Origin of the sequence: Thermosynechococcus sp. B3 (assembly GCF_030323045.1) — a bacterium.
Taxonomy (GTDB): domain Bacteria; phylum Cyanobacteriota; class Cyanobacteriia; order Thermosynechococcales; family Thermosynechococcaceae; genus Thermosynechococcus.
Genome location: NZ_CP097584.1, coordinates 2292297 through 2304598, shown reverse-complemented (window position 1 = coordinate 2304598; position 12302 = coordinate 2292297). Strand labels below are relative to the sequence as shown.

Genomic DNA, 12302 nt, shown 5'->3' with positions numbered 1-12302 from the left:
GATGAGGACGATTTGGGTGAGCGAGCAAATTGATCCCTCTGGCCTGCTTTATGCCTGTATTGCCTGTCGTGATGAAGCACAGGCGAGGGAGTGTGTGCAGTCTTTTGAGAAAAACTTGACGACAGAACAAAAAGCCGCCGGTTGGCAAGTGCGCCTGCGTACCGTGGCCTCTTGGGATGAGGTTCCCAGTACTGCCCTCAAGCTCTGCTAATCTTTTGGCTCAGCCCTGCATAAGAATCTTAGTGGAGCGATTAAGCCAGTGGGGACGTTGCCCTCCCTGCACCTTTGCTATGATGGGTGCGATGTGCTGATCATTTCTTTTCCTTTGGAGGATGCCGCAGAATGGAGTTTGAAGCCCTGTTACTTGGTTTAGAACCACTTACCGTGCTTGCCCTTGGGGTGGGTGCTGTTGCTGTTGCCCCCGTTGTGGGTGCCGTTGACTCAATGACCGGTCACAACTTGGCAGAGCAAGCTCGCAATGCGGCAAAATCAGGCTTGATGTGGGCGTTTGAAGCCTATGAAAAGGCACAGACGGCTGTCGCTGAAGCCAGTGAGTCTTTCCAAGACTTGGTTGCCGAAGCCCGCTCAGAAATGATGGAGCAAAAAGCAGCAAAGGCCGCCGCGCCTGAGGAACCCCGCCAAGTGACGATTAGCTAAGTTTTAGTGCCTAATTGAAATGCCTTTGGGGTAGTTCTGCTGCCCCCTCTTTATTTTTTTTAATTAGCGACCAGCGGGCGGGAAATAGATCACGGGAAAGACGCAACGGCGAATGATCTCCCCGGCAAAGCTAGGGATTGATAACTCCCAAATTTTACCGACGGAACCAGAGGAAACGGCAATCCCATAGATGTCGCGATCGTGGGCAGCGAGTTGGGCTTCAACGACAGGGCTACCAAAGCGAATCTCAGTTTCGACGTTGAGGCCATAGCCTGTGAATTCTTGCTTTAGCTCGGCAAGAATTTTTTCAGCCTTCGGACGTTGCTCGCCAACTCCCAGTTCCCCTTTGCCGGCATCGCTGATAATCCAGCAGAAGGTCAGTGCAGCAATGCTGGTTTGATCGCGCTTTTGCACGCCTTCCCGCAGTTTTTGAACAAGGTGTTGGGCAGAGGGGCTGTGGTCGTAGGGCACCAGTAGGTGGCGAAAGAGATTTTGACAGCGGAGATTCAGTTCTGCGGTTGTCATCACCCACAACACTTGCGGGCGCATAATCATCACTGGCACTTTAATCCGTTGCAGCACCTCAATGGTTGTACTGCCGAAGAGCTTCTCGTCCAAGAGATTGCGAATGGGACGGCTGGCCAGCACCAAGTCAATTTGATGCTTTTCAACGGTGTCCAGAATGGCATCGGCGGGGCGGCGGTTTTCGATGATCACTTCTGCTTTAAGATCCGCTGGAACTTTTGCGGCATCGATTTTGAGTAATTCGCGTGCCTGTTGCAGCTTTTTTTCCCGCAGCCGAGGCTTATCGCCATCCTCGTCAATGGGGCGGGCATGGAAGAAGATCAACCTGCGAGCACCCGCTGTTTTCAGTGCCTCAAGGTAGTGGGTCAGTTTGGGGAGACCATCATGGAGATCTGTTGGAATCAATATGTTCTTGAACATGCTGTTGCTCCCCGATGCCAGACTCTAATTGCAGATTAGCTTAGGAAGGGGGACGTGCGCTACTGTGGGGGCAACTTTTCGGAAAACCCCATCGTCAAGTTCAGTGGAACTCACTAGAATAAGGATGGATACAGGATCAGCATTAAATTCAACAATGTATCCACTACTACTAAATCCCTGTGAAGCAAGGAGATTGTCTATCGTGATGCGATTTTCATTAAGATTTCTCTGGGATGTTGCGCCTTGCTAAGGGCGATCCAAAGTGAATCACAACGCTCCTTTTGCCATAAAATGCAGCGATAAATTTGCCCTTCTGAGGACATTGTTTTAACTGATTGCAATTACCTTCTTAAAAAGGCGAGGAAGGAGATTTTTCGCTGCTAACTTCAATGATTGAGTTGAGGTGTTGAGTTGATGACAATTTTGACGTTGGGGCAGCGCATGCTCCGCACAATTTTGTGGCCTGTCCGGCAGTGGCTAGAGCATCTAGAAGTGCACGATCGCCAGCTAGCGCATCGTCTATGCCGCTTGATCCCCGCCCAGTGTCCCTTTGAACGCGATATCGTGGTTGCAAAATGGCATATTCACATTCCGCCCCTGTGCCACCTCAATCCCCTTTACGAGGAGCTCATGCTGTTGCGCTACCGTGCCCTCTGCTATTTGGCGGATGAGTGCCATGAGGATATTAGTGCCTACTGTTAGTACCTAGGGGGTGTGCTGGTGTGGCGATCGCTCACCTCCTTTTTGGGGCAACAGCCCTGTTCCTGTTGCGGTCGAGCCAGTCCCCAAACGATCTGTAGGGATTGTGAACGGCGGCTAAGGTCATGGGAAGTGCACCAACGCCAACGCTACTGGCGAGGCAGTCTCCCCCTTTTTCCTTGGGGGTATTATCAGCAAGACCTCAAGCGGGCGATCGCCACCATGAAATACAACAATCACCCCGAACTGGCTGCCCTGTTTGGCCAATGGTTAGCCCTGAGTTGGTTGGAAGCGAAGATCGCCCAACGCCTCCCGTTGCAGATTGTGCCCATTCCCCTCCATCGCGATAAATTGCAGAGCCGGGGCTTTAATCAAGCAGCGCTCATTGCTGAGGGGTTTTGCCGTGCCCTTGAGCTACCCCTTGCCCCAGTGGGATTAATCCGCCAAAGAGCAACCCAGTCCATGTTTCAGCTTTCACTCACAGAACGCCAAGCCAATCTTGACAATGCCTTTCGCCTTGGGCGGGGTCTGCAACGCCAGCGCTGGCTCCTTTTGTGCGATGACATTTATACCACGGGGACAACGGCACGAACTGCAGCCGCAGTATTACGGGGGGCTGGCTACAAGGTCTTGGGGATCATCACCGTGGCCGTGGCGCTGCCGGATCAATTGACCGATCCCACCGTCAAGGCAACCAACATCAAGGCTTCCGTCCACTCAACAACCGCACCATAGGTATCCCCCGTGTGACCGCCCAACTGCCACTGCAACCATGCCGGGATCAAGAGAATCAAGAGCAAACCAAAAAGTAATTGCCCGAGGGGAAGCGGCAGCAGGAAGCTGAGTAATAGCACAAGTAAACCACTCGGCCAAAAATCGCGGGGAAAGACGCCACTGGCTTTATGGATCTGACCCGTGCCTTGGGGTTTCAAATAGGGATAGCGGGCGATCGCCCACACCTGAGCAAGGCGCCCGATCACCAATACCCACACCAAGACCTGACCCCTCTCTAAACTGCTCAAGGCCGCTACTTTTAAGAGCAAAATGACGAGTCCTGCCATGACGCCAAAGGCCCCCGCTCGACTGTCCGCCATCACCTCAAGGCGCCGCTGTTGATCCCTGACGGCTAAACCATCGGCCGTGTCCATGGCACCATCCAAGTGCAATCCCCCAGTTAATCCTAGCCAAAGTGCCACAACCAAGACACTGGCCACGAGGGGGGGAACGTGCAAAAATGCCAGCAGCCACTGCGCCCCCCAGAGAAGCATTGCCAACAGTAGCCCCACCCAAGGACACCACTTGGCAGCTCCCGCCAATTGCATGGGGCAGTTAGGGGGAATGGGCAAACAGGTATAGAAGGCGATCGCCCCCAGCCATTCCATCCAAATGGACTTCATGGGCGAGTTTGAATCTGTGCCACGGTTCGCTGCTGCGGTTGCAGGGATTGAGCCACCCGCTGAATATCGGCAGGGGTAATGTCATTAATGGCCTCTAAACGGGCAAAGAGTTGCTGCCAGCCGCCGGCTTTTACAGCATACTCCGCCAAGAGTTTGGCCATGCCCTCATTGGACATCAGATTTTGCAGCAGTTCCATCCGCAGTTGGGTTTTCACCCGCTCCAATTCGGCTGGGGTCACGGGGGCAGTTTGCAGTGCTTTCAGTTCTTGGGCAATGCCTGCGGCAAGGGCAGCGGTTGTTTGACCCGGCGCCGGCGCCCCATAAATGAGAAAGCGATTGGGGTATTTGTTGCCGGGGAAGCCCACATAGGTTTGGACATTGAGGGCGAGTTTTTGCTCTAGGACAAGGGAACGGTAGAGACGGGAGGTGCGACCGCCACTGAGGAGACGTGCCAAAATTTCATAGGTGAGGTACGCGGGATCCCCCAAAGGTGGACAGGGATAGGCTTCAATATAGAGGGGTTGACTGGCCAATTCGAGGGTAATCTGCCGAGGTTCCGTTTGCGGCGGTTCGGGGGGAATCGTTGGGGTCTTGGCGGCGCCTTTGGGATAGCGACCAAAATAAACCTTGGCTAATTTCTTAACCTCTTGAGGATCCACGTCTCCCACCAGCACCATGGTCATTTTGTCGGGGGTGTAATACTGGCGAAAGAACCGTTCCACATCGGCGCGGCGCAGGTTTTGAATATCCTCACGGTAGCCAATGACGGGTCGGCGGTAGGGATGCTGACGAAAGCTGGTGGCCAAAAAGGCCTCAAAGAGTTGGCCGGTGGGGGAATTTTCAGTGCGCAACCGCCGCTCCTCAAGGATGACTTCCTTTTCTTGATAGAAGTCGCGAAAGACGGGTTCCAAAAAGCGTTCCGACTCTAGGGACATCCACAGTTCCAATTTGTTGGCGGGAAAACTGTAGAAGTAACGGGTGGCATCGGCAGATGTGGTTGCATTGAGACCCACGCCCCCGGCCTGCTGGACAATTTGGCCATATTGATTGCGAATCACATAGCGATCGGCAGCCTGCTGCACAGCGGCAAATTCCGTAATCAATGCCTGACGTTGCCGCTCATCCGTCGTGGCTTGCAGTTGCTCAAAGAGGCGATCCAGTTGGGCAAGTTTTTCCTTTTCAGCGGTATAATCCGTCGTCCCAATGCGGCGGGTGCCCTTAAAGGCCAAGTGTTCCAGATAGTGCGCCACACCGGTCTGGCCTTCCGGTTCATCAACGCCCCCCACATCCACGTAGGTGAGAAATGACACTATCGGGGCTTGGTGTTGCTCCATGACAATGAAGTGCATCCCATTGTCAAGATAGAATTCACTAATTTGATCCATGGCACGGTCAATGTAGGGGCGAATCGTTTGGGCGTCGGCCGGCAAGGAGAGGGCGATCGCCCCCAAAACAAGGCAGAGGAGAATTTGCCAGAAATAAACTTGCCAGTGGCGTTGCTGCCGCATCAACAAACCTAGTTGGCCTCCAGCCAGTTGGCCGCCGCGTAAATGTCCACCGCAAGGGGCACACTCAGGGGTACTGCTGTACTCATAACTTCGGGAATCGTAGTTTGCAGTTGTTCCCACGCCTCAGGGGTCATCTCCAACACCAATTCATCGTGGACTTGGAGCAGCAGGCGGGCTTCTTCAGGGGAAAGTAGGGGAGCCAGTTTCACCATCGCACACTTAATAATATCGGCACTGGACCCTTGAATCGGGGCATTGGCTGCCGCCCGCAATAGCCCCCGCTCGTAATTGCTCATTTTTAGTTTACTGGGATCGACATCGGCTAGCACCTCTAAAGGCTTGCCCCGCAGGACTTGCAGTTCAGAACTCTGAAATTCAAAATAGCGCCGCCGTCCCAAAATGGTTTCCACATAGCCTTGGCTGAGGGCAAGCCGTTCCATTTGCCGCAAATAGTCAAAGACCCGTGGATAGCGATCGTAAAACCGCTGAATAAACACCTTAGCATCGGCCACACTCACCCCGGCCTCACGGGCAAACCGCGGCGCTCCCATCCCGTAAATGACGCCAAAGTTAATAATTTTGCCCAAGCGTCGCTCACTGGAACTAATGTCGGTTTTTTCTAAGAGAAACTGAGCTGTGAGATGATGGACATCCTCTCCTTTTTGGTAGGCCTCTAGCAGGGCAGGCTCTTGACTCAGATGAGCAAGGATGCGCAACTCAATTTGGGAATAGTCCGCTGCCACCAGCAACCAGCCCGGCTCGGGAATAAAGGCGCGGCGAATTTGCCGACTAAACTCGGTGCGAATGGGGATATTTTGCAGATTGGGATTAGAGGAGGAAAGGCGCCCCGTAGCGGTCACCGCTTGGTTGAATTCCGTATGTACACGGCCTGTGTCCGGACGCACCAAGGTGGGCAACACATCCACATAGGTGGATTTGAGCTTGGCGAGGGTGCGATGGTTCAAAATGAGTTCAATCACAGGATGATCTCCCCGCAGTTTTTCGAGGGTTGCGGCATCGGTGGAGTAGCCCAGTTTCGTTTTATGGGTCTTTTTCGGATCTAACCCCAAGGTGCCAAAGAGCAGTTCACTCAGTTGCTTGGGGGAGGCCAAGTTAAAGGGTTGTCCCACGGCATCCCATGCTTGTTGTTGCAGGGCTGCCAGTTGCTGTTCCAGTTCTTGGGAGAGTTGCCGCAAATAGTCACTGTCAATACGAATCCCCGTGGCTTCCATTTCCGCCAGAATGGGTTCGAGGGGCAATTCTATCTCTAGGAGGAGTTGCCGCAGGCGGGGGGTCAAGTCGGCCTCTAGTTTGTCCTTGAGAAGATAGGTGGTATAGACATCGAGGCCGCAGTATTGTGCCACCGTGGCCGGAGACAGATCCGCAAGGGTTTGATCTTTGCCGACAAGACTGCGGTAGGTTTGGGCTTGGAGGGGCAGATAGCGTTGACACAGATCCTTGAGGTTGTGACTGGCTTCGGGATTAATCACATAGCTCGCCAGCATCGTGTCAAATACGACACCTTGTAATTGAATCCCCTGAAACCGCAGCACCAAGCGGTCAAACTTGGCATTTTGCAAGACTTTGGGGTAGCGATCGCCCTCAAGAATCGGTCGCAAAGCGGCGAGGGTCTCTGGTAGGGGTAGGTTCTGCCCCTCTTTGTGCCCCAAGGGCAGATAGGCCACCTGATCAGGCGCTGCGCCCCAACAGCAGCCCAAGCCCACCAAGGCAGCATCACGGGGGTTCAAGGCCGTGGTTTCCGTGTCCCAAGCCACGGGATGGTTCGCATCGGTACAGGTTTCTAACTGGGCGATCAGCCATTGCAGTTGCTCTGGCGTTTCAATGAGTTGCACATTCACTGGATCGGGGGTGTCCGTCGGGGCAAAAAACCATGTTGCATCCGCATCGCTCTCTACATCCGGCAGTGTCCCCCCCAAGCGGAGGTGCCAGTCCTGAAGTTGCATCCGCAGGGCACGAAACTCCAACTGATCCAATAGCTGATCCAGCGTTGGCCAGTCAAAGGGACTCAGATGCAATTCCTCTAGGGGGAGTTCCAAGGGGACATCGAGGATAATTTGAGCTAGGGTGCGGGAATGGCGGGCATCGGCCTCCCCATTGATCAGCTTCGTTCTCAGGCCGGGGGGCGTAATCTCACTAATGTGGGCGTAAATATCTTCAAAGGTAGGGTACTGACTCAGTAATTGCACCGCTGTTTTCGGGCCAATCCCCTTAATACCGGGAATGCGATCGCTGACATCGCCACAGAGGGCTTTATAGTCCACAATTTGCTCGGGCCAAACCCCCATTTTTTCCTTGACCTTGAGGGCATCAAAGGCCTCCAGACCCTGCTTGCGTTGGCCAAGGGTATTCCCCAGATACAAGACTTGTACTTGACCTTCGCGATCAATCAATTGAAAGAGGTCGCGATCGCCACTGACAATGGACACCTGCCATCCTTGGGGTCGCAGGCGATGGACCACCGTACCAATCACATCATCGGCTTCATAGCCCGGCTGACTCAACAGGGGTAGACGCAGTGCCCGCAGCAACGCCTGCAAATTGGCAATATCGGTAATAAAGTCCTCGGGCGTTTCTGCCCGCCCCGCCTTGTAGTTTTCGTCGGCTGTGTGGCGAAATGTCGGCTCCCCCAAGTCAAAAGCAATGGCCACATGATCCGGCTGCTGCTGCTCCAGAATCTCCAGCAGCGTCTTAAGAAAGCCAAAACACACACTAGTGGGAATCCCCGTGGAGGTACGCAACCCCCCCTCTCGCCCCTTACTAAAGGCGTAGTAGGCACGAAAGGCCAAGGAATGGCCATCAATAAGCAAGAGATTGGGGGTGGACATGGGAGCGTGAAGAGGACAGCTTTTCCATTATTCAAAAAATTGCTCCAAAACCCCACCCCTGAAAATGCCAGCGTATCAACGGCTAAAGTCACGGCGTTTTTGGCAGAAGGGCAAAGCCACTAGCATTGCCAAGATGAGAATGCTTTGATCGCGCCAATGGCGTTGCACATCTACGGTAAACATGTAGCCTTGATCTCGTTGGAAGCGGCTGATAATCCCTTGGGCTTCATTGATGGCACGACTGCGTTGGCGGTTCCACTCAGAATATTTTAGTTCCCACTCATCCATGGCTGCCTGATAGGCTTGCAGCCGTTGCAGATAGTCTTGGAGCGCCGCTGGATCATTGGGGGGATCGCCGGGAGACGCCGGTCGAGGGGGGGCGGGTTCATCCACTGCCGGTACATATTTGGCGCGAATACCCGGAAAGTTGCAGGTTTGAAACAGACCCGGACCATAGCAAAGACAAAAATCCCGCTGCATCTCCTCGGTCATTTTTTCCCGCTCTTCCTCTGGCTCCAGCCAACAGGGGTCATTGGCAATGTCATCCCCCATACCCGTGAGCTTCACCATCGCCTCAAAGGGCCACTTAATCACCGTCAGATGGTTAATAATCTGCCCCGGTAACCCGAAGGAAGAAACGGGCTGAATCCCGCCACTAAAGATAATTTGGGGCACTAAAAACATCAGCACCAGTAGCGGCACAATGTTCTGGCTAGGGGCAAAGGCAGAGACCAAAAGACCCATCGCCATACCGCCAAAAATGGCAAGGGCAAGGGTGACGTACATGGCAAAAGTAACCCCCCAATCTCCCGGTAAATCCACCGCCAGCTTTGTCACCGCAAGGTAAGTGGCCGCTTGATAAAGGGCTAGCCCAAGGGCGATCGCCACCTTGGAGCCAATGTAGGGCAACAGCCGCAGGCCAATCATCCGCTCCCGCCGATAAACCTCCACCTCCTTAACCAATTCCCGCATCGTTGTCATCGCACCAATCATCACAGCAATCAGACTGGTGACAAAAATCATCGTCAGGGCTTGACCCCCATTCCCCGTTTCCGGATTAAAGAGATCCCGCTGCCAAGAAACAAAACTCAAACTCCCCAAGAGGGGGGCTATTAAGAGGGTCAGCAGCAGGTTACTACGATCTTGGCCAAGAATTGTGAGATTGCGGCGGGTGAGAATGAGAAATTGTTGCCAAGGGGAGATTTTCGACTTGGTTTCACTGCTGCGACGGGATTTGCCCTTGGTGCGCCGTTGACTTTCATCGGGCATGTGAGCTAGCACCTGCTGTCGCCCGACCACATATTCCTGATAGAGGCGCGATCGCCGGTAGGCTTCCTCTAGTTCTGCCGAAGTGGGAGCATTGGGGTTTTTCTCTTTGTCTAGGGCACGATAAATACCAGAGAAATCCTCAAGCTTAATGCCACTAAAGCGATCGCCAAAGGTAGCCCGAAAGTAGGGCAGCAGTTGATCAGGAGGACCAAAGTAGGCCAGCCGGCCGCCCGCCGCTAGATAGATCACCAGATCACACTCCCGGATATTTTGGGTGGCGTGGGTAATGATGAGAATCGTTCGCCCCTGATCCGCCAACTGCCGCAGCAAAAACATCAGGTCAGCTTCCGTGCCCGGATCTAAGCCAGAGGTGGCCTCATCGAGGAAGAAGAGACTGGGTTGCGTGAGCAATTCGGCCCCAATACATACCCGTCGCTGCTGACCGCCACTGAGGCGGGAAATGGGTACATCGCGACGATGGTTCAGTCCCAATTCTGTTAACACCTCGGTCACCCGCTGTTGGCGTTCCGCTGGGGTTGTATCGGGAGGCATGCGTAGTTTTGCCGCGTATTCCAAGGCTTGGGCGATCGTCAGTTCCTCGTGGATGATATTCTTCTGCGGCACATAGCCCAATTGCGCTTGAAAGGCCTGATAGTTGCGGTAGAAATTTGTGCCATTCACCAGTACGGTGCCGGTTGTTGCTGGCCGCAGTCCATTGAGGGCATCGAGGAGCGTTGACTTGCCGCTACCACTAGGTCCCAAGATGGCCACAAACTCCTTGGGCATGATCGATAGCGAAATATCGTGGAGAATTTGCGTTCCCTTGCCCACCACCTTACTGAGGTTGATGGCATCTAGGCGCATGTGACCCGATTCGGCATATTGGGTCAGGGTTTCATCAACATTGAGGACAAGGCGATCGCTACCAATGCGAATACTGTCCCCCACCCGCAGCAGTGTGGGTTCCTCCACCTCACGGCCATTGACAAACGTGCCATTACTCGACCCCAGATCCGTGAGCAGGAAATCGCCATTGCGGCGCTCAATTTTGGCGTGGTGACGGGACACCGTTGGATGCTCAATCACCAGATCATTGCTTGGATCGCGGCCAATCGTGAACGTGTTGTATCCCACCACCGAAATCGTCTTCACGGGGACGGTGGATGTCGCATCGGCCTCAGGAATCGCCAGTACTGTTGCTGTGCTCAACTCCGTCGCGGGGCTAAAGACAACGGCATGACGCTCTGTGTCAATGCGATCGGGCAACTGCTGCCCCACATAGGTCAGTGTGACAAATTCCGTCAGGGCATAACTCTCCCCGATTCCCAAATGCACATTCATTGCCGGTTGCGGGTCACTGAGATCTACCACCTGCAAATGCTGATCCGCAAAGCGTAATTTCAAGTGGCAGGGCAAAAGTTCAGGGGTATCCACCACCACATCGCAGGCGGGATGGGTTCCCAAAAGCGTCGTTTGCTCCTGTAGCCCCCAGCGTTGTCGCCATGTTTTGGTGCGCACTTCAATCACAGGGACTTCAGTCTCTTTGCTGACCTCAGTGGCACGGAGTTGATAGTCGTGGTAGTGCCAGATGAGGCGAAAGCGCACAGCAGAGTTGCCCAGTGTAATCAGGTCGCCATCTTCGAGGGGAATGGGGGTATTGGGCACAACCGGTTGGCCATTGAGATGGGTGCCCGCTGTACTGCCGAGATCCACGAGGTGAACTTTCCCTTCTTGCCACTCCAAGAAAGCGTGGTAGCGGGACACGGAAAGATCATTGAGGACAATGTCATTATCGGGGGCACGGCCAATTTTGAGGCCGCTGGCGGGTAGCTGAACCCCCTGCTCACTGACGGATTTGACAAGTTCTAACCATGCTGTTTGAGTCATGACCTTGGGGCAAAGGGGCTTGATGCCGGTCAGTTTACTGGATTCTGGCCGATCTGACAAAAGACGCCCGCCAAAGCTCAACCGGCGCAGAAACCTATCATTATTGCGAGGATGGCAAGGAAGGCATCGGCAAATAACTCGCCACCTGTGACCATAGAAACTGCGCTTGCTCCCACAGGCGATCGGGACCAATGCCAAAAAAGAGTTGCAATAGGAAGACAATTAGGGCAATCCTCAAGGCAGTACCCACGGTCACCTTCAGCACCCTGATCAACCAGTGCAGCACCAACCCACTGATGGCGATCGCCCCTAAGGTGATCAGGATTTCAGTCACCGTCATCGCCGCACCAAAATATCTTGGCCATGGGTATCCGTGCCGCAGGTCTCCAGCAACTGGTGTTCAACGGCCAAAGCATGCACAAGGGCTGTTGTTTCAGGGGTGGGTTCCCACACATCGGGATTGCTGTAACAGTAGTAGGTTTCCACCCCATCAATCCCCCGCGCCACAGCTGCGGGAATCAATTGTTCAGCGGGCAGCCGATAACGTGCCGGGTGCGCCAAAATTGCCAGACCCCCCGCCTCATGGAGAGCCGCAATCACCCGTTCTGCTTGTGCCAATTCTCCTTCGGGAGCAGTTCCCAAGGCGTAGGGATGCAAAACCCAGGCATGGGGGTCAAAGCCATAGCCCAGAATATGCACCTCAGTACCCAAGAGTTGAGCCGTAATTTCAATGCCCGTGTAAATTTGGGGGCGATCCGTTCCTGGATAGGCTTCTACGTAGATGCGAGCCTGAAAATAGCCCTCTAGGGCATGGTGATCGGTAATGGCAAATCCCTTGAGGCCATGGATCATTGCCTGCTGTGCCACTTGCTGCGGTGTCAGCTGGCCATCGGAGCAGATGGTATGGAGATGAAAGTTATAGCGATAGGGACAACTGGTTGCCGTCAATGTCCGAAAGAGACCTTTGAGGGTCTCCGCCTGCGTCACCATCAGTGCAGCAAGGGTCATAGGCATTACCAAATCTTACGCTGTTACCTCTTTAATATAAACTTTCTTTAAGAAACGAGAGATAAAGATTCCTAATAGGGCGATTT

At 53.9% G+C, this 12302-nt stretch carries 11 protein-coding genes; 4 read left to right on the top strand and 7 right to left on the bottom strand.

Features of this window, described 5'->3' with window-relative positions:
- Nucleotide 1: 1 nt before the first annotated feature.
- Nucleotides 2-211: a glycogen debranching protein gene (locus M0646_RS11405; protein WP_149820955.1), complete on the top strand. Its 210-nt coding sequence runs from the start codon at nucleotides 2-4 to the stop codon at nucleotides 209-211.
- Between the two features lie 131 nt (nucleotides 212-342).
- A complete protein-coding gene (locus M0646_RS11400; protein ID WP_190278082.1) occupies nucleotides 343-657 on the top strand; it encodes a DUF5132 domain-containing protein in 315 nt (104 codons plus the stop codon).
- A gap of 63 nt (nucleotides 658-720) precedes the next feature.
- Here M0646_RS11400 and M0646_RS11395 read toward each other — a convergent pair whose 3' ends face one another.
- Entirely contained in the window at nucleotides 721-1602 is an 882-nt protein-coding gene (locus tag M0646_RS11395; protein WP_149820951.1) for a universal stress protein, read from the bottom strand.
- Nucleotides 1603-2016: 414 nt separating this feature from the next.
- On the opposite strand from M0646_RS11395, the gene M0646_RS11390 reads away from it, so the two are divergent.
- Together M0646_RS11390 and M0646_RS11385 are read left to right on the top strand one after the other, a co-directional pair.
- Nucleotides 2017-2304 carry a Mo-dependent nitrogenase C-terminal domain-containing protein gene (locus M0646_RS11390; RefSeq protein ID WP_149820949.1) on the top strand — a complete coding sequence of 96 codons (288 nt, stop codon included), beginning with the start codon at nucleotides 2017-2019 and terminating at the stop codon, nucleotides 2302-2304.
- 18 nt (nucleotides 2305-2322) lie between these two features.
- The gene (locus M0646_RS11385) at nucleotides 2323-3036 is read left to right on the top strand and encodes a ComF family protein (RefSeq protein ID WP_286649655.1); all 714 of its coding nucleotides are present in this window, start codon (nucleotides 2323-2325) and stop codon (nucleotides 3034-3036) included.
- Here the strand turns inward: M0646_RS11385 and cobS are convergent.
- The 6 genes from cobS to M0646_RS11355 all read right to left on the bottom strand — a co-directional run bounded on the left by cobS (nucleotide 2967) and on the right by M0646_RS11355 (nucleotide 12216).
- Nucleotides 2967-3698, bottom strand: a complete 732-nt coding sequence (gene cobS / locus M0646_RS11380) for an adenosylcobinamide-GDP ribazoletransferase (RefSeq protein WP_286649654.1) — start codon at nucleotides 3696-3698, stop codon at nucleotides 2967-2969. The genes M0646_RS11385 and cobS overlap by 70 nt on opposite strands.
- Nucleotides 3695-5206: a pitrilysin family protein gene (locus M0646_RS11375; protein ID WP_286649653.1), complete on the bottom strand. Its 1512-nt coding sequence runs from the start codon at nucleotides 5204-5206 to the stop codon at nucleotides 3695-3697. Before M0646_RS11375 ends, cobS begins: the two co-directional genes overlap by 4 nt.
- Nucleotides 5207-5214: 8 nt before the next feature.
- Nucleotides 5215-8052 (bottom strand): DNA polymerase I, encoded by a 2838-nt coding sequence (gene polA, locus M0646_RS11370; RefSeq protein ID WP_149820941.1) that lies wholly within the window; start codon nucleotides 8050-8052, stop codon nucleotides 5215-5217.
- A gap of 75 nt (nucleotides 8053-8127) precedes the next feature.
- Nucleotides 8128-11208: an FHA domain-containing protein gene (locus M0646_RS11365; protein ID WP_286649652.1), complete on the bottom strand. Its 3081-nt coding sequence runs from the start codon at nucleotides 11206-11208 to the stop codon at nucleotides 8128-8130.
- A 100-nt stretch (nucleotides 11209-11308) separates the two neighbouring features.
- On the bottom strand, nucleotides 11309-11548 hold the full coding sequence (locus M0646_RS11360) for a hypothetical protein (protein ID WP_149820936.1): 240 nt from the start codon (nucleotides 11546-11548) through the stop codon (nucleotides 11309-11311).
- Nucleotides 11545-12216 carry a PHP domain-containing protein gene (locus tag M0646_RS11355; RefSeq protein ID WP_286625769.1) on the bottom strand — a complete coding sequence of 224 codons (672 nt, stop codon included), beginning with the start codon at nucleotides 12214-12216 and terminating at the stop codon, nucleotides 11545-11547. The genes M0646_RS11360 and M0646_RS11355 overlap by 4 nt, the downstream gene beginning before the upstream one ends.
- Nucleotides 12217-12302 lie beyond the last annotated feature (86 nt).

Excerpts from the sequence above, each read along its gene's own strand:
- M0646_RS11395 (WP_149820951.1), bottom strand. The coding sequence starts at position 1,602 with ATGTTCAAGAACATATTGATTCCAACAGATCTCCATGATGGTCTCCCC.
- M0646_RS11375 (WP_286649653.1), bottom strand. The coding sequence starts at position 5,206 with ATGCGGCAGCAACGCCACTGGCAAGTTTATTTCTGGCAAATTCTCCTC.
- M0646_RS11355 (WP_286625769.1), bottom strand. The coding sequence starts at position 12,216 with ATGACCCTTGCTGCACTGATGGTGACGCAGGCGGAGACCCTCAAAGGT.
- polA (WP_149820941.1), bottom strand. The coding sequence starts at position 8,052 with ATGTCCACCCCCAATCTCTTGCTTATTGATGGCCATTCCTTGGCCTTT.
- M0646_RS11390 (WP_149820949.1), top strand. The coding sequence starts at position 2,017 with ATGACAATTTTGACGTTGGGGCAGCGCATGCTCCGCACAATTTTGTGG.
- M0646_RS11360 (WP_149820936.1), bottom strand. The coding sequence starts at position 11,548 with ATGACGGTGACTGAAATCCTGATCACCTTAGGGGCGATCGCCATCAGT.
- M0646_RS11365 (WP_286649652.1), bottom strand. The coding sequence starts at position 11,208 with ATGACTCAAACAGCATGGTTAGAACTTGTCAAATCCGTCAGTGAGCAG.
- cobS (WP_286649654.1), bottom strand. The coding sequence starts at position 3,698 with ATGAAGTCCATTTGGATGGAATGGCTGGGGGCGATCGCCTTCTATACC.
- M0646_RS11400 (WP_190278082.1), top strand. The coding sequence starts at position 343 with ATGGAGTTTGAAGCCCTGTTACTTGGTTTAGAACCACTTACCGTGCTT.
- M0646_RS11405 (WP_149820955.1), top strand. The coding sequence starts at position 2 with ATGAGGACGATTTGGGTGAGCGAGCAAATTGATCCCTCTGGCCTGCTT.